Raw genomic sequence first — 15,849 nt, forward strand, 5'->3', positions numbered from 1 at the left:
TCGCCAAAATGAGGAGTTGCTAAAGGCCGCGCTAGAAGCCCCGTTGCAGCAGACCTGTACTTTTATGCATTGTGCGCTGCAAAATCCGGCTCGCCTGCACGGCCTCTGTCACATGAGTACCGATGGAGTGAGGAAGGCCGGTTTTCAGGCGCGCATCGTCATCCGCTGCTTCGACAGCTTGCGGTAGGATGACGGCGTCATCCGGTGCTTGCGCAGGAAGGCGCGGTTGAAGTTGGAGATGTTCATGTAGCCGACCTGGAAGCAGATGTCGGTGATCGGAATATCGGTGTCCGCCAGCAGCTTGCAGGCTTGCCAGAGCCGGAGCTTGGCGATGTGGTCGCTGAAACTGTTGCCGGTGTTTTTCTGGAAGAAGCGCGAAAACGTGCTTTCGCTCATCCCCGCCAGCTCCGCCGCCTCCGGCAGCTTCAGGTCCTCGGCGAAGTGCTGGAAGAGATAGGTCAGCGTGCGCTGGATGATGTCCAGCGAGGTTGCGTCGAGCGCGGGTGAGAAATCCGGCGAGGACAAAAGCTCGTATTCGTCTGTCCTGGCCAGCAGATCGACCAGTTCGAGGAAGAGGCAAAACCGGGCGAGCCCGTGCACGGTGCCCATCCTTTCCATCAGCGCAGCGCCGTCGAGCGCGGCGCGGCCATGGAAGACGATGCCGCGCAGCGATCGCTCCAGGAACGGTTCTAGTTCGCGCAGCTCCGGCAGCAGTCCCGCCGAGCCGCGCAGCCGCTGCGGATCGAATTGCAGCACGATGTCGCGTCCTTCGATCAGCTCGCCGGGTTGCACCGATGTCACCCAGTCATGCGGCAGCCCGCCGCCGACGATGCTCAGGTAGCCCGGCCCGAATTCGCCGATGTGATCGCCGACCAGCGCGACCCCGGAAGACTTCCTCAGGAGATGGATCTCGTATTCCGGATGAAAATTCCAGACATTGCGCTCCCAGGGATAGTCGTCGAGCCGCCACAGGAAACTGTCGCTCGCCTCGGTGACGATGTGCTCGAAAGCCGGCACCGTGCGAGGGATCGCGGCCGTGTTCTTTCTGCGCCTGAATGCCATCGTCTGCTCTCCGGGGCGTATGAGGAAGCGACTGGTTTCGGGTAATCCGTAGCAGTCTGTTGCCCGCAAGTGAACGATGTCTGCCTCAGCGATTTCAACGCCGGCTCTCGATGATCTCAATGAAGCGGGCGAACAGCCCGGCTTGGGATTTGACGCCGAGTTTGCGATGGATGTTGCGGCGATGAACCTTCACCGTTCCCGGCACGATGCGCATGGCTCTCGCGATCGACTCGGTGGAATGCCCCTGCAGCACCAGATCGACGACATGCTTTTCGCGCGGGGTCAGCGACAGGCTTTCCCAAATGTGGGCGCGGTCGAACTCGTTGACGGCGGCGATCGTCTCGCCCTGCTCCGCTTCGTCCTGCTCCTCGGCCGCAAGTGCGGGCCAGCGCAACCGGGCGAAGTTGATGACCGCCGGCGCCATGTCGCGCAGCAGCCTGGCATCGGCGGTGCCGAAGGGGCCGGAGGCCTGCAATCGCATCAGCGACAGCACCAGCGCATCCTTGCCGGGCAATGGCACGAAGAAGCCGACCTCCTCGGCGAGCCTTGTCTGACTGTAGTAGGTGCGAAAATACTCGCTGGCATAGAAGCGGTCGGGCGCCAGTTCGCGCATGCGCCAGAACCCCTCCTTGCGCTCCACCGCCGCGTGATGAAACGGGTCGAGCAGGTAAGGCCCTTCCTGATAAAGCGTGACGAAGACATGGCTCTCGTCAGGCGAGAAGGTTTCGAACAGCAACGGCGGCCGCGAAGCGCCGCGATAGCCGAAGATCACGCAGTGGTCGAAGCTGACATGCTGCCTCAACCAATCGACCATAGCCTGGCCGAACAGGTCGCCGCTGGTCTCTCGCGTTGCCGCGACAAGGGCAGCGAGCCGGCTGTATTCGTCGCTGCGAGATGCGCTCAAAATATACCCCCTTAAACGAGAAAATAGATCAGATATACCACCAGCGAGGTATATACTAGCCGCCATTGGCTCTGGTAGCGTCCTGAAATAGCCCTGTTGCTGGAGCCAGCACTTTGACCGCAGTGCCCGACATCGAGTTTCGCGGCGTCACCAAGCGCTATGGCGCCGTGACCGCTGTCAGCGGCATCGATCTGGCTGTGCCGCCCTCCGCCTTTGTCGCCCTTCTCGGACCGTCCGGCTGCGGCAAGACCACATGCCTGCGCATGATCGGCGGCTTCGAGCAGCCGAGCGAAGGCCAGGTGTTCATCCGTGGCCGGGACATGGCCGGAACGCCACCCTATCGTCGGCCGGTCAACATGGTGTTCCAGCAATACGCGCTGTTTCCGCACCTCGATGTGGAAGCCAATGTGTCCTACGGGCTGCGCCAGGCACAGCCACGCCTGTCGTCGCAGGAAATCGGCCGGCGCGCCGGCGAGGCGCTCGAAATGGTGCGGCTCGCCGGCTATGGCCGCCGCAAGATCCACGAACTCTCCGGCGGCCAGCAGCAGCGCGTCGCGCTGGCGCGCGCACTGGTCAACAAGCCGGCGGTGCTGTTGCTCGACGAGCCGCTGGCGGCACTCGACAAGAAACTGCGCACCGATATGCAGATCGAGTTGCAGAACCTGCAGCGCGAGATCGGCATCACCTTCGTGCTGGTCACCCACGACCAGGAGGAAGCGCTGTCGATGAGCGACTTCGTCTGCGTCATGAATGGCGGCCGCATCGTACAACTCGGCCAGCCGAGCGAGATCTATGACGAGCCGGCCGACCTGTTCGTCGCCGACTTCGTCGGAAAGACCAATCTGTTGAGCGGCAAGGTTGCCGGGCATACAGGCGATCTTGTCAATGTGGCGCTGGCGGACGGAACCGTCATTGCCGCGCGCAAACGAACCGCCTTGCAGCAGGGCGAGACCGTTTCTGTCAGCCTGCGTCCTGAATCGCTAAGCCTCGGCGCCACCAAAGGCAGCCCTTTCAAGGGCATCGTGCGCAACCGGATCTTCTTGGGCTCGACGGCGGAATACGCCATCGAGGTGCAGGGCATCGGAACGCTGCTGGCCAAGGCCGACCATGTGATCGGCCATGGCAACCTCTTCAAGCCGGGTGAACCCGTCGCCATCGGCTTTGCCTCCGGGACGCCGCTGGCGTTTCCGGAGACCAAGAACAACGGGACCAACCAGAGGGTAGCAAAAAATGTCGAAATCATATCGTGACGGACTGCCGATTAGCCCTGAGAACTTCGTCGACCAGCTGATGCGCCTGAAGCGCGGCTCGATCGGCCGCCGCGACTTCCTCCGCCTCACCGGCCTTGGCATCGCAACCGCGGTGATGGCGCGCGAGCTCGGCATCATGCCGACGCCGGCCTTCGCCGCCGAAAACCTCGGCGACCGCATGTCGATCGCCACCTGGCCGAACTATCACGACCCGCAGACCTTCGAGAATTTCAAGAAGGACACCGGCGTCGCCGTCGAGGTCAACGTGTTCGGCTCCAATGAGGAGATGCTGGCCAAGCTGCAGGCCGGCGCCTCGGGCTGGAGCCTGTTCGTGCCGACCAACTACACGATCTCGACCTACAAGAAACTCGGCATCATCGATCCGCTCGACATGGCCAAGCTGCCGAATTTCGACAGCTCCCAGGAGGACCCGCGCTTCACCTCGGAAGGCACGATCGACGGCACGACCTACGCGGTGCCGAAGAACTGGGGCACCACGGGCTTTGCCGTCAACACCAAGAAGCTGGCCAAGCCGATGACCAGCTGGAAGGAATTCTGGGACGTCGCCATGGCCGAGGGCGATGGCCGCACCATGGTCCACGACTACCAGCTGACCACAATCGGCAACGCGCTGAAATATCACGGCTATTCCTTCAACTCGCTGAAGCAGGACGAACTCGCCAAGGCCGAGGAGCTGCTGCTCAAGGTCAAGCCGCATCTGTTCGCGGTCTCGTCCGACTACCAGCCGGGCATGCGGGCGGGCGACGCCTGGATGACCATGTGCTGGACGAATGACGGCGCACAGCTGCATCGCGATATCCCGGAGATCGCCTATGTGCTGGGCAAGGAGGGCGGCGAAATCTGGACCGATTTCTACGCCATCCCGAAGGACGCGCCGAACAAGCCGGCCGGCTATGCCTTGCTCAACTATCTGATGACCCCTGAGGTCGCGGTGAAGGAGCATCTGGCCAACGGCGCGCCGTCGACCGACGCACGCGTCAACAAGCTGCTGCCCAAGGAAGTGCTGGACAATCCGATCCTCTATCCGGCGGCCGACCTGTTGACACCGCTGGAATTCGGTGCGGCGGCGACGCTGACCGATCCCGGCCGCGCCGAGCTGATGGCGCGCTTCAAGTCGGCTTGAGGCCGGCCTGACGCAAACGGAAACCGGTGGGCCTATGTCCGCCGGCATCGGGGCGGTTTCCATGCACGGCAACAGATTTCGGTATAACATCCTGACAGCGCTGCTGCTCGCTCCGGCTACAGCGTGGCTGGTGGTGTTTCTGGTGTTGCCGTTCGTCGCCATTGCCGTGTTCAGCGTCGGCGAGCGGGCGCCGGAGGGCGGCTACCAGGCCGCCTTCACGCTGGCGCAATATGCCAACCTCCCGGCGCGGGCGACTGCCTTCTGGAACACCATGATGCTGGCGCCGGTGGGCGCGCTTGCCTGCCTGCTCGTCGCCTACCCCGTCGCCTACTACCTTGCCCTGAAGGCGCCGCAACGCTGGCGGCTGATCCTGCTTGCGCTCGTCGTCATTCCGTTCTGGACCAGCCTTTTGATGCGTACCTATGCCTGGATGTACATTCTGGGCGGACGCGGCATTCCCGCGCTGCTGGCCTTTGTCGGTATCGAGGATGTCAGGCTGATCAACACGCCGGGCGCCGTGCTGCTCGGCATCGTCTATGGCTATCTGCCGCTGATGATCCTGCCGATCTATGTCAGTCTCGAGCGGCTCGACCGAAGGCTGCTGGAAGCCTCCGCCGATCTCGGCGCGACCCCGCTCTCAACCTTTCTGGGGGTGACGCTGAAGCTGTCGCTGCCGGGCGTCATGACCGGCTTCTCACTGGTCATGATCCTGCTGCTCGGAGAATACCTGATCCCGACGCTGCTTGGCGGCGGCAAGGTGTTCTTCATCGGCAATGCGCTGGTCGACCTGTTCCTGCAGTCGCGCAACTGGCCGTTCGGATCGGCCATCGCCATCACGCTGGTGGCGGTTTCGGTGGTGGTGCTGATCGCGGCAAACCGCATTTCGACACGGGTGTCGGGCGCCCGCAGGGTGGATCTGATCTGATGCGCGCCTTCGTCACAGCCGTCTTCGCCTTCCTCTATCTGCCGATCGCGTTGGTCGTGCTGTTTTCCTTCAACGCCGGCCGCCATGCCAGCGAGTTCACCGGCTTTTCGGTGCAGTGGTACGGCACGGCGCTGTCGAACCCGTTCCTGGTCGAGGCGTTGAAGAACAGCCTGTTCATCGCCACCACCAGCGCCCTTCTGGCGGCGGTGTGCGGCACGGCGGCGGCACTCGGCCTGGCGCGGGTCGGGCTCAGAACCCGCGCCGTCTTCGACGCGCTGATGGGTGCCGCGATCGTCGTTCCCGGCGTCGTCATCGGCATCTCGACGCTTGTCGCGCTGGTCCAGCTGTTTGGCGTGCTCAACCCGTTCCTCGCCTCGATCTGGCCAAACGACCAGCCGCCGCGCCTGTCGCTCGGCTATGGATCGATCATCGCCGCCCACGGCCTGTTTTCGATGGCGTTGGTGACGATGATCGTCGGCACGCGTCTCGCCAGCCTCGACCGCAACCTGGTCGAGGCCTCGAGCGATCTCTACGCCACGCCGCTGACGACGTTTCGCTCGATCGTGCTGCCGCAGATCATGCCGGCGGTGATCGCCGGCTTCCTGCTCGCCTTCACCTTCTCCTTCGACGATTTCATCGTCGCCTTCTTCGTCGCCGGCGCGCAGACGACGCTGCCGATCTATGTCTTCGCCTCGATCCGGCGCGGCGTGACGCCGGAAATCAACGCCATCGCCACCATCGTGCTCGTCGCCTCGGTTCTTCTGGTGGTGCTTGCCCAATGGCAGCTGCGCCAGCGCCAGCCGTCAAACTGAACAAGCCATCCAGCTGAAAGACAAATTCATGATCCTTAGAGACCGCATCGCCGTGGTGACGGGCGCCGGTTCCGGCATCGGCCGAGCCGGCGCCATGATCATGGCCAGGGAAGGCGCTGTGGTGGTCATCGCCGACCGGGATAAGACCAGCGGCGAGACGACAGCGGCGGACATCCGGGCAGTGGGCGGGCAGGCCGAGGCGATTGTCACCGACGTCTCTGACGACGCGGCGGTCGGGCAGCTCATCACAGGCACGCTCGGCAAGTATGGCCGCATCGACATCCTGCACAACCACGCCGGCATTCAGGTCGGCGGCACGCTGACCGAGGTCGAGGTCGATGGCATGGATGCGTCCTGGCGCATCAATGTACGGGCGCAGTTCCTGGCCGCGCGGCTGGCCATGCCGGCGATGGTCGCGCAAGGCGGCGGCGTCATCCTCAACACGGCTTCGAATTCGGGCGTCTTCTACGACCGCGAGATGATCGCCTATGCCACGTCCAAACATGCGGTGGTGGCGATGACCAGACAGATGTCGCTCGACTATGCCCGCCACAATGTGCGCGTCAACGCGCTCTGCCCGGGCTGGGTCGACACGCCTTTCAACGAGCCGTTCATCGCCCAGATGGGCGGACGCGAGGCGATCGAGACCTATGTCCGCACCAAGATCCCGATGGGGCGCTGGGCGAGCGCCGAAGAGATCGCCGAAGCGATCCTGTTCCTCGTCTCGGACCGCTCATCCTTCATGACCGGCCAGGCGCTGGTGATCGACGGCGGCGAAAGCATCGGTTGATCCAAAGGCAGCCGGATAGGAGGGTTCCCGCCTCTGGCTCAATCGCCGGCTGCCCGTCCTCCCTTGCCTTCATGCCGCATTTCGTCCAATAGAACGACGCAAACGCTGCGAAACCGAAGGTTTTGCCGTTTGGAAGTGCGGCTTCCGGCCTCGTTGCCGACGCGCCGCAACCGGAAAGAGCAGGACAATGTCTGCGATCGAAGCCGGCGCTCGTGCGCCGGAAAATCTTTGGCGTCAGGAAATCAGGGCGACGCTGGCGCTGGCCTGGCCGATGGTGCTGACCAATCTCGGCCAGACCGCGATGACCGCCACCGACGTCATGATGATGGGGCGTCTGGGCGCGGATACGCTGGCCAGCGGCGCGCTCGGCGCCAACCTCTATTTCATGCCGCTGATCTTCGGCCTTGGCCTGATGCTGGCGACCTCGCCGATGATCGCCACCGAGCTTGGCCGCCGCCGCTATTCGGTGCGCGATTTGCGTCGCACCGTGCGCCAAGGGCTGTGGCTGGCGATCCTGATCTCGATCCCGATCTGGATCGTGCTGTGGCATGGCGAGGCCATTCTGCTGGCCATGGGCCAGGAGCCGGCATTGGCACATCAGGCCGGCATCTATCTGCGCTGGCTGGAATGGGCGGTGCTGCCCTTCTACGGCTATATCGTGCTGCGCTCGTTCATCTCGGCGCTGGAGCGGCCAGGCTGGGCGTTGGTCATCGTTTTCGTCGCCGTTGCCTGCAACGCCTTTTTCAACTGGGTGTTCATGTTTGGCAATCTCGGCGTCACCTCGATCGGCATTGCCGGTTCGGGGCTGGCGACCACGCTGTCGAGCACGCTGATGTTCTGCGGCCTGGCAGCCGTGGTGATGCTGGAGAAGAAGTTCCGCCGCTACCGCCTGTTCGGCCGCTTCTGGCGCTCCGACTGGCCGCGCTTCAAGGGTCTGCTGCGGCTCGGCATGCCGATCGCCGGCATCCTCGCCTTCGAGGTGACGATCTTCAACGCCGCAGCCCTGCTGATGGGCCTGATCGATGCGGATTCGCTCGCCGCGCACGCCATCGCCATCCAGATCGCCTCGATCTCCTTCATGGTGCCGCTCGGCCTCAACCAGGCGGTCACCGTGCGTGTCGGGCTGGCGCATGGCGCAGGCAATCCGGCAGGCGTTTCGCGCGCTGGCTGGACCGCCTTCGTCATCGGCGTCTCGTCCATGGCGCTGATGGCGCTGGTGATGGTGCTGTGGCCGCATCTGTTGATCAGCGCCTTCATCGACATGACCGATCCGGCCAATGCCAGGGTGATCGCGCTGGCCGTGTCGTTCCTGGCCTTTGCCGCGCTGTTTCAGATCTTCGACGGCGCGCAGGCCGTTGCCGCCGGCATGCTGCGCGGCCTGCACGACACCAAGCTGCCGATGATCTATGCCGCCATCGGCTATTGGGGCATCGGCCTGCCGCTCGGCGTGCTGCTCGCCTTCCATTTCGGCCTGCACGGCGTCGGCATTTGGATCGGCCTGGCGTCGGGTCTGGCCGTGGTGGCGGTGCTGCTGCTCGCGCGCTGGCTGCGGCGGGACCGCATCGCACCGCCGCTCGTCTTCAGCCATTGAAGACGCACCAAGCGGTCCGCCAACTGCCCGAAGCAGTCACTGCAGAGCAGATGTCTGGTTGTCGCCTTTTGGACCGGAAGCAGAATGTCTGCTTAGGGCAGGAATCCACCAAACAGGCCGGCAAGCTTGCCTCTATCGGTTTGGCTTGCCGCCGCACTCTTCGGAACGCCCTTGCGTTGACGGGAGATCGGGCGCTTCACATTCCCTCGCTCGCGATCCCCTCCATAAGTGACCCAAATGCAGCCTTCAGCGGCTCCAAGCCAACCTTTTCGGGCATTAGCAGGCCATCGATTGACAGCATGGTCATCCCGTGAAGAAGCGACCAGCACGCCGTTGCATAATCGCGAACCGGCCGTCGGCGGAATACACCTTCAGCCTGGCCGCGGGCCAGGACATCCATGACTGTGTTGAACACGCTGATCGCACTCTCGCCGAGATGGACGTCGCACTGGTAGCCGCTCTCCGCGCCGAACATCAGGCGATAAAGGGCGGGATTGTCGACGCCGAAATCGATATAGGCGCGCGCCATGGGCAACAGCGCCTCGCGCGGCTCCCCTCCAGCGTTCGACTGCGCCTGAATCAATGCTGCGCGCAACTGATCGAACCCAATCAATGCCAGCGCGGTGAGCAATGCACCCTTGTCGGGAAAGTGCTTGTACGGCGCCGCGTGGCTCACGCCAGCGCGTCGCGCGATTTCCCGCAATGTGAACTGCCAGTTCCGCTCCTGCCGCATCACCTCCAAGGCCGTGTCGATGAGCGAGCGGCGAAGGTTGCCGTGGTGGTAGGGCCGTTCCGGTGTTGTTTTCTGCATTTGAAGTGTCCCATGTAAACATATGTTGACAGCGTTCACTTTGGAGCATAGATAGGCGTCATGTTTCCTCTGTCTACATAGAGTTCGTCATGAATGCCATCACAAAAAACGTCGATGCAGAGCAGCTCGCTGCGCTCCTCGATGCACAGCGCGCCGCATTCCTGCGCGACGGTTCTCCGTCACTCGCCCATCGCCGCGCCGATCTCGCCAAACTCAAGAAGGCCCTGATCGATCGTCGTGACGCGATAGAGGCTGCGATCGATTCAGACTTTGGCCATCGTTCGCGGCACGAGACGGCGATCATGGAAATCTTCGGCGTTGTCGGCGGGATCGACTATCTTCGCAAGAACCTGCGCCGGTTCATGCGGCCGGAGCGGCGCCATGTTTCGCTCCTCATGCAATTCGGCAGGGCTTGGATCGAGTACCAGCCCGTTGGCGTGGTCGGCGTCATCTCGCCGTGGAACTACCCCGTCAACCTGTCGATGATGCCGGTGGTTACCGCGATCGCAGCGGGAAACCGCGTGATGCTCAAACCTTCGAAGCTAACGCCGGCGACGAACGCGGTGTTAGCCTCGATGCTCCGCGAGATCTTCCCCGAACAACAGGTCACCCTTGTCAATGGCGACGGCTCCGCATTCTCTTCGCTGCCGTTCGATCATCTCGTCTTCACCGGGAGCCCCGCCGTGGGGCGAGCGGTGATGGAGGCGGCTAGCAAAAACCTCGTCCCCGTCACTCTCGAACTCGGCGGCAAGTCCCCGACCATTGTCTCCAAGGGTAGCGTGTGTGACCGCACGGTGTCCGCGATCGTATACGGGAAGCTTCTCAGTGGCGGGCAGACCTGCATCGCCCCGGACTACGCCCTTGTCCACGAATCCGAGGTCAGCACCTTCGTCGAGAGCTACGACAGGCTGGTGAAGACTGCCTACCCCGATGGCCCGACGAGCGCGGACTACACTTCAATCGTCAACGACCAGCAATATTCGATGCTGACCGACCTGATCAACGACGCTCGCGCCCACGGCGCGCGGATCATTGAGGTTGGACACCGGCCCGGCGACGCAACCCGTCGTCCTCACACCCTGGCGCCGACCGTCGTGCTCGGCGTCACCGACGAGATGAAGATCGCGCACGAGGAGATCTTCGGTCCCATCCTGCCGATCTTGAGCTACGGCAGAATCGATGACGCCATCGCCTATGTGAACGCCCGGCCCCGACCACTCGCGCTCTACTACTTCGGCAATGACGCGGACCGACGCAAGGTACTGGACAACACGACGTCGGGCAACGCCATGATAAACGGCACCATTATGCATGTCGCGCAGGACGATCTACCGTTCGGCGGCATCGGCACCAGCGGCATCGGTGCCTATCACGGCATCGAAGGCTTCAAGCGTCTTAGCCACGCCAAGGGCGTCTACGCCCAGGGCCGGTGGAACGCCCTCAAACTTTTCCGCCCGCCGTTCGGGAAACCGGTCGATCGCCTTCTGAATATCATGTTGCGCTAACAACGCAGGGTCTCGCGGGCATTATGTTGGCCTTCGTCAAGACCATACCGACGACGCGTTCCAACTAAGCCTGCAAGCAGGTGGTCAGATTTGAATTCAGGCGAAATTGCCGGGACATGCTCGGCATCGACCTGCAAGGAGTAGGAAATGACAAACCCGATCTTGGTCACTGGTGCTGCCGGCGCCGTCGGTTACGCCGTGTGCGAGCAGCTGGTGAAATGCGGACTTAAGGTAAGGGCGATGGTCCGCAAGGCCGATGAGCGATCGGCCAAGCTGGCGGAACGAGGAGTGGAGATCGCGGTTGGCGACCTTCTCGATCTTCAAGCTGCGCATCGCGCGATTGAAGGCTGCGACCGGGTCTACTTCGGAATGAGCGTATCGCCGTCCTACCTTGAGGCAACGATCAATGCGGCCGCCGTCGCGAAACATCACCAAGTTGGTGCGTTCGTGAACATCTCGCAAATGACCGTATCGCAGATGGGTATCACGTCGACCACCGACAGCCCGCAGCAGAAGCTGCACTGGCTTGCGGAGCAGGCGCTGAACTGGTCCGGCCTGCCCGTTGTGCATATCCGTCCGACAGCGTTCCTCGATACCTTCTTCCTTCGCCTTTCCATGCAGTCGATCCATCAACATCAGCAAATTCGCCTCCCCTTCGGGAATGGCAAGATCTCGCCTATCGCAAGTGACGATGTCGCGAGGGTCATCGCGACGGTGCTGAAGGCACCAGCCGAGCACATCGGCAAAATCTATGAACTGACCGGCCTTCGTTCGCAGGATATGCATGACATTGCCGAGGAATTCTCCCAGGCGCTTGGGCGGTCGATCACTTACGTGGACGTGCCTTGGGAACCCTGGCGTAAGGCGCTGGAGGACAGCGGCATGCTGACCCGACATGTGCTCGCTCATTTGGCCACGATGGCGCTTCTCATCCAGCAGAACCGCTATGATCGGCTGACCGCCGACGTCGAACAGGTCGCCAAAATGCCGCCGCTCGGTGTTCTGGAGTTCGTCCAACAGCACGCGGGGGCATATCGCGCAGAAACATGATGGCATCCGCGCGCGATGTCGCCCGTTCAATTGAAAGGAAGAAAGATGCCACACGCTGATGACACGGGAACGCAAATCTCCGCTGGTGAAAAGCATGGCGTCCCGCGAAAACGGGCCCTGATCACAGGCGCATCTAGCGGGCTCGGGCTCGAATTTGCCGAGCTGCTGGCGGCGCAGAAGGTCAATCTGGTGCTCGCAGCCCGGCGACGCGAGCCGATGGAAAAGCTCGCCGCTGAACTTCGCCGGAATCATGGCGTCGACATCCTCGTCGAGCCAGTCGACCTTGCCGCGCCTGGAGCCGCTGACCATTTGAAAAGCAGCCTGGAAGCGAGGTCGCTGCAGATCGACATTCTGGTGAACAATGCGGGATACGGGTTGCACGGCGAATTTCTGGAAACGCCGATCGAGCGTACCACCGAGATGATACAGCTCAACATCACGGCGCTCACCGAACTGAGCTATGTTTTCGGGCGAGACATGGCAGCCCGGGGATCCGGCCAGATCCTTCTCATTGCGAGTCTCCTGGCGCTCCAGCCTGTTCCCACCTTTGCCGCTTACGCAGCGACGAAGTCCTATGTGCTGGCTTTTGGAGAGGCTCTGCACGATGAACTTCGCCCGCAAGGTGTGGTCGTCACCAGTCTTTGCCCCGGGCACACCGAAACGGGCTTCGATGCAGCGGCCGGCGCTCCCGTTTCGCCCATTCTGCGCCTTCTGACGATGAAGCCCCGTCCTGTCGCCGAAAGCGGTCTGCGGGCACTAGGACAAGGCAAGGCGATCGTGATTCCCGGGCTCTTGAACAAGATCGTTGCATTTTCCAATCGCCTGACACCCCGTTCGATACAACGCGCTTCCATGGAACGAATTGTGGGATGATGTCAGTTAATCGCAAATCGCCTCCGATGGAGCAGCGATCGCATCTTAGCTAGACCTCAGGCCACCACCGGCTCCTACTCGATCAGATCAGCCGAGCGGCGAGTCTTCTAGCTCTTTCCGTCGACGAGGCGGCGCTCAGTCGTAGGCTGCGCGTTATTCCTCCGCGAACATTCGGCCGGTCAACTCAAGCGTATGAGCAAGTCATCTGCTAGGACGACCGCTTTCGGGCGGCCAGCCCGGACTTCTGAACGGCCAGCAAAGGCGCGAAGCTGCCGCCTGCGCGAGTGCATAGGGTGCACTCAGACACCTTGATGGCATTGGTGGTTCTGAGCAGCGATCGAGGGGTGCTGTTACAAATGAATGCGCTCAGCTCCCGTCCGACGACATCGCGCCGAGCAGCCTGCGTATATCGCCGAACCTGGCGATCGAGCCGAACACCAGTGCCGCCACCGCCACGAAGAACACCGACACCGAAGCCATGGTCGGCGTGTAGCCATAGCGCAGCGCGTTGAAGATCTTGATCGGCAGCGTCTCGGTGGTGAAGCCGATCGTCATGTAGGCGACGATGTATTCGTTGAGCGACAAGACGAAGGCGAAGGCGTAGCCCGAGACGAGGTAGGGCAGGATCAACGGCAGCACCACGGTTTTCAGCACTGTGCGGTCGTCGGCGCCCATGGTGGCGGCGGCCTCTACCAGCGAGGGGTCGATCGAGGCAAAGCCCAGCGACAGCGTCACCAGCGGCAGCGTCACGAAGAAGATGGCGTGGCTGATGATGGCGGTGAAGAACAGGCCGAACAGCCCGGCCGTCGCCCAGAAGGAGAGGAAGCCGAGCGCGGTGATGACCGGCGGCAGGATGAAGGGCGCGAGGCCCAGCACCTGAAAAATGTTCGCCCATGGCGCGATGCGCCGCCACAGGAACCAAGCCAGCGGCAGCGCGACCGCCACGGCAATGGCCGCCGAGCAGACGGCCAGCGTCACCGAATGGATCAGCGCCAGCCGCCATTCCGGATCGGTGAAGATCTGGGCGTACCAGGCGAGCGAGAAACCGACCGGCGGGAAGGAGAGCTCCTGCCGCGAATTCACCGACACGCCGGCGACGACGATCAGCGGCGCCGCCAGGAACAGCGCGACGATGGTGAAATAGACACGGCGCAGCCAGGTCGCGGTCATAGGGCGTTCTCCCTTCGTCCGACGAGCAGTGTCAATCCGACCAGCGCCAGCGAGATCAGCACCAGGAACACCGCCATTGCGGCTGCGAACGGCATGTTGGACTGGTAGATCGCCTGGTCGGTGATCAGCACCGACAGCGTCCAGTGCTGCGGCCGTCCCAGAATCTGCGGCAGCAGGTAGGAGCCGAGGGCGAACACGAAGACCATGATCAGCGTCGCCACAATGGTGTTGCGCAATGCCGGCGCGACGACGTTGAAGAAGGCGCGGATCGGCGAGGCGCCGAGCGTGCGCGCTGCCTCGAGCAATGTCGGGTCGAGGCGCACGAGGGCGGGGTACAGCACCAGGATCGTATAGGGCAGCGCCTGGTAGACCATGCCGGTCAGCACGGCGCCAAAAGTCGGCAGCAGCGCCACCGGCTTGTCCATCAGCCCGATCGCCACGAACAGATTGGTGATGCCGGCGGTGCGCGAAAACAGCGTCGACCAGGCAAAGCCGATGATGACCTCCGACAGCGACAGCACCGACAGGAGGCCGACCAGCCACAGCGTCTGCACGCGGCGCGGCCGGCGGGTCAAAAGGTAGGTGAAGGGAAAGGCGATGGCCACGCAGCAGACGGCGACCAGCACCGCCAGCAGCAGCGAAAAGCCGAGCACGCCGCCGAAGAACACCGACAGAAAGCGGGCGTAATTGTCGAACACGAAATCCGGCGTGTAGAAACCGGACGGGTTGCGCTTGAAGAAGCTGACCGCGATCATCGTCGAGAAGGGCACGACGAAGAAGACTATCAGCATCAGCGCCGGAAAGAACAGCGGCGTGTAGTCGGCTATCGACTTCGGCGCTTCGCGTCTCATGCGCCGAGCACCACGCAGCTCGCCGGCGGCAATGTTACGCCGACCTTGGCGCCGACCGGCACGTCATGCCGCTCGCGCGGCGTCGTTACCGCAATGATGCTGGTACCGCCGACGTCGACGAAGGTCTCGATGGTGCCGCCGAGATCGCGAACGAAACTCACCTCGCCGGTAATGGCCGAGCCGCCGGGGCTGCCCAGATGCACATCCTCCGGGCGGACCGAAACAGACGCTTTGGTCTGACCCACCGGCATGGCAAGACCTGGAATGGCTGTGCCCAGAATGGTGGTACGCCCGGTGCTGTCGATCTCGGCCGGCAGCAGATTGGTGATGCCGATGAAGTCGGCGACGAAGGCGTCGGCCGGCTTGCGGTAGATCTCGATCGGCGGCGCCGCCTGCAGGATCCTGCCGTGGCCCATGACGACGACCAGGTCGGCCATGGTCATGGCTTCGCGCTGGTCGTGGGTGACGACGATGGTGGTGATGCCCAACCGCTGCTGCAACTGGCGCAGTTCCACCTGCATGGCCTCGCGCAATTTGGCGTCGAGCGCCGACAGCGGCTCGTCGAGCAGGAACAGTTTCGGCGACAGCGCCAAGGCCCGCGCAATTGCCACGCGCTGGCGCTGGCCGCCCGACAGTTTGGCCACCGGACGGTCGGCAAAGCCGGTCAGATGGATGAGGCCCAGCAACTCGTCGACGCGTTTCTTCTGCTCCTCCTTCGAGGCGCCGCGAATGCGCAGCGCATAGGCGATGTTGTCGCCGACGGAGAGATGCGGAAACAGCGCCAGCGACTGGAACACCATGCCGAGATTGCGCTTGTGCGTCGGCAAAGGCGTGATGTCCTCGCCGTCGAGCACGATGGCGCCGCTGGTCGGCTCCTCCAGTCCGGCAATCATGCGCAGCAGCGTGGTCTTGCCGCAGCCCGACGGGCCGAGCAGACACACGAACGTGCCATGCGGCACGTTGAGCTGGACATTGTCGACGGCGGCGAAGTTGCCGAATTTTTTGGTGACGGCGTTGATGTCTAGTCCGGACATGCTCATCCCTTGGAGGGTTTGCTAAGGGGCCGCCGGACTATGCCGGCGGCCGCTGTGGTTCAGACGGATCGAACGGC

15 protein-coding genes are annotated in these 15,849 nt (G+C 62.9%); 9 read left to right on the plus strand and 6 right to left on the minus strand.

Annotated features, from left to right (window positions below; all coding sequences use genetic code 11):
* Window positions 1-144: 144 nt before the first annotated feature.
* Both X727_RS143000 and X727_RS142995 read right to left on the minus strand, forming a co-directional pair.
* Complete coding sequence (locus X727_RS143000; RefSeq protein WP_023671262.1) at window positions 145-1,062, minus strand: AraC family transcriptional regulator; 918 nt, start codon at window positions 1,060-1,062, stop codon at window positions 145-147.
* Window positions 1,063-1,156: 94 nt separating this feature from the next.
* Window positions 1,157-1,966 carry a LuxR C-terminal-related transcriptional regulator gene (locus X727_RS142995; RefSeq protein ID WP_023745861.1) on the minus strand — a complete coding sequence of 270 codons (810 nt, stop codon included), beginning with the start codon at window positions 1,964-1,966 and terminating at the stop codon, window positions 1,157-1,159.
* Between the two features lie 113 nt (window positions 1,967-2,079).
* On the opposite strand from X727_RS142995, the gene X727_RS142990 reads away from it, so the two are divergent.
* The 6 genes from X727_RS142990 to X727_RS142965 all read left to right on the plus strand — a co-directional run bounded on the left by X727_RS142990 (window position 2,080) and on the right by X727_RS142965 (window position 8,478).
* Window positions 2,080-3,216, plus strand: coding sequence for an ABC transporter ATP-binding protein (locus X727_RS142990; protein WP_023745860.1), 1,137 nt, complete (start codon window positions 2,080-2,082; stop codon window positions 3,214-3,216).
* Window positions 3,197-4,360, plus strand: coding sequence for a spermidine/putrescine ABC transporter substrate-binding protein (locus X727_RS142985; protein WP_023711362.1), 1,164 nt, complete (start codon window positions 3,197-3,199; stop codon window positions 4,358-4,360). Before X727_RS142990 ends, X727_RS142985 begins: the two co-directional genes overlap by 20 nt.
* 34 nt (window positions 4,361-4,394) lie before the next feature.
* Complete coding sequence (locus X727_RS142980) at window positions 4,395-5,285, plus strand: ABC transporter permease (protein WP_196813865.1); 891 nt, start codon at window positions 4,395-4,397, stop codon at window positions 5,283-5,285.
* Window positions 5,285-6,097 (plus strand): ABC transporter permease, encoded by an 813-nt coding sequence (locus tag X727_RS142975; protein ID WP_023671267.1) that lies wholly within the window; start codon window positions 5,285-5,287, stop codon window positions 6,095-6,097. Before X727_RS142980 ends, X727_RS142975 begins: the two co-directional genes overlap by 1 nt.
* Window positions 6,098-6,125: 28 nt before the next feature.
* Window positions 6,126-6,887, plus strand: a complete 762-nt coding sequence (locus X727_RS142970) for a glucose 1-dehydrogenase (protein ID WP_023745859.1) — start codon at window positions 6,126-6,128, stop codon at window positions 6,885-6,887.
* A 187-nt stretch (window positions 6,888-7,074) separates the two neighbouring features.
* Window positions 7,075-8,478, plus strand: coding sequence for an MATE family efflux transporter (locus X727_RS142965; RefSeq protein WP_023745858.1), 1,404 nt, complete (start codon window positions 7,075-7,077; stop codon window positions 8,476-8,478).
* Between the two features lie 196 nt (window positions 8,479-8,674).
* Here the strand turns inward: X727_RS142965 and X727_RS142960 are convergent, their stop codons facing one another.
* The gene (locus X727_RS142960; RefSeq protein WP_023745857.1) at window positions 8,675-9,289 is read right to left on the minus strand and encodes a TetR/AcrR family transcriptional regulator; all 615 of its coding nucleotides are present in this window, start codon (window positions 9,287-9,289) and stop codon (window positions 8,675-8,677) included.
* A gap of 89 nt (window positions 9,290-9,378) precedes the next feature.
* On the opposite strand from X727_RS142960, the gene X727_RS142955 reads away from it, so the two are divergent.
* The 3 genes from X727_RS142955 (at window position 9,379) to X727_RS142945 (ending at window position 12,717) form a co-directional block, all read left to right on the plus strand.
* Window positions 9,379-10,794, plus strand: coding sequence for a coniferyl aldehyde dehydrogenase (locus X727_RS142955; protein WP_023745856.1), 1,416 nt, complete (start codon window positions 9,379-9,381; stop codon window positions 10,792-10,794).
* A 147-nt stretch (window positions 10,795-10,941) separates the two neighbouring features.
* On the plus strand, window positions 10,942-11,844 hold the full coding sequence (locus X727_RS142950; protein ID WP_023745855.1) for an NAD(P)H-binding protein: 903 nt from the start codon (window positions 10,942-10,944) through the stop codon (window positions 11,842-11,844).
* A gap of 45 nt (window positions 11,845-11,889) precedes the next feature.
* The gene (locus X727_RS142945; protein WP_023834779.1) at window positions 11,890-12,717 is read left to right on the plus strand and encodes an SDR family oxidoreductase; all 828 of its coding nucleotides are present in this window, start codon (window positions 11,890-11,892) and stop codon (window positions 12,715-12,717) included.
* Between the two features lie 366 nt (window positions 12,718-13,083).
* Here the strand turns inward: X727_RS142945 and X727_RS142940 are convergent, their stop codons facing one another.
* Genes X727_RS142940 through X727_RS142930 form a run of 3 tightly spaced genes read right to left on the minus strand, consistent with a single transcriptional unit; the run spans window position 13,084 to window position 15,772 of the window.
* Window positions 13,084-13,887 carry an ABC transporter permease gene (locus X727_RS142940; protein ID WP_023834780.1) on the minus strand — a complete coding sequence of 268 codons (804 nt, stop codon included), beginning with the start codon at window positions 13,885-13,887 and terminating at the stop codon, window positions 13,084-13,086.
* Entirely contained in the window at window positions 13,884-14,738 is an 855-nt protein-coding gene (locus tag X727_RS142935; RefSeq protein ID WP_023703699.1) for an ABC transporter permease, read from the minus strand. The genes X727_RS142940 and X727_RS142935 overlap by 4 nt, the downstream gene beginning before the upstream one ends.
* Window positions 14,735-15,772, minus strand: coding sequence for an ABC transporter ATP-binding protein (locus X727_RS142930; protein WP_023834781.1), 1,038 nt, complete (start codon window positions 15,770-15,772; stop codon window positions 14,735-14,737). The genes X727_RS142935 and X727_RS142930 overlap by 4 nt, the downstream gene beginning before the upstream one ends.
* Window positions 15,773-15,849 lie beyond the last annotated feature (77 nt).

This window comes from Mesorhizobium sp. L103C105A0, from assembly GCF_000502215.1.
Lineage (GTDB): Bacteria > Pseudomonadota > Alphaproteobacteria > Rhizobiales > Rhizobiaceae > Mesorhizobium.

Coding starts and splice junctions, on each gene's coding strand:
- X727_RS143000 (WP_023671262.1), bottom strand. CDS start 1,062: ATGGCATTCAGGCGCAGAAAGAACACGGCCGCGATCCCTCGCACGGTG.
- X727_RS142985 (WP_023711362.1), top strand. CDS start 3,197: ATGTCGAAATCATATCGTGACGGACTGCCGATTAGCCCTGAGAACTTC.
- X727_RS142980 (WP_196813865.1), top strand. CDS start 4,395: ATGTCCGCCGGCATCGGGGCGGTTTCCATGCACGGCAACAGATTTCGG.
- X727_RS142975 (WP_023671267.1), top strand. CDS start 5,285: ATGCGCGCCTTCGTCACAGCCGTCTTCGCCTTCCTCTATCTGCCGATC.
- X727_RS142970 (WP_023745859.1), top strand. CDS start 6,126: ATGATCCTTAGAGACCGCATCGCCGTGGTGACGGGCGCCGGTTCCGGC.
- X727_RS142965 (WP_023745858.1), top strand. CDS start 7,075: ATGTCTGCGATCGAAGCCGGCGCTCGTGCGCCGGAAAATCTTTGGCGT.
- X727_RS142960 (WP_023745857.1), bottom strand. CDS start 9,289: ATGCAGAAAACAACACCGGAACGGCCCTACCACCACGGCAACCTTCGC.
- X727_RS142955 (WP_023745856.1), top strand. CDS start 9,379: ATGAATGCCATCACAAAAAACGTCGATGCAGAGCAGCTCGCTGCGCTC.
- X727_RS142950 (WP_023745855.1), top strand. CDS start 10,942: ATGACAAACCCGATCTTGGTCACTGGTGCTGCCGGCGCCGTCGGTTAC.
- X727_RS142945 (WP_023834779.1), top strand. CDS start 11,890: ATGCCACACGCTGATGACACGGGAACGCAAATCTCCGCTGGTGAAAAG.
- X727_RS142940 (WP_023834780.1), bottom strand. CDS start 13,887: ATGACCGCGACCTGGCTGCGCCGTGTCTATTTCACCATCGTCGCGCTG.
- X727_RS142935 (WP_023703699.1), bottom strand. CDS start 14,738: ATGAGACGCGAAGCGCCGAAGTCGATAGCCGACTACACGCCGCTGTTC.
- X727_RS142930 (WP_023834781.1), bottom strand. CDS start 15,772: ATGTCCGGACTAGACATCAACGCCGTCACCAAAAAATTCGGCAACTTC.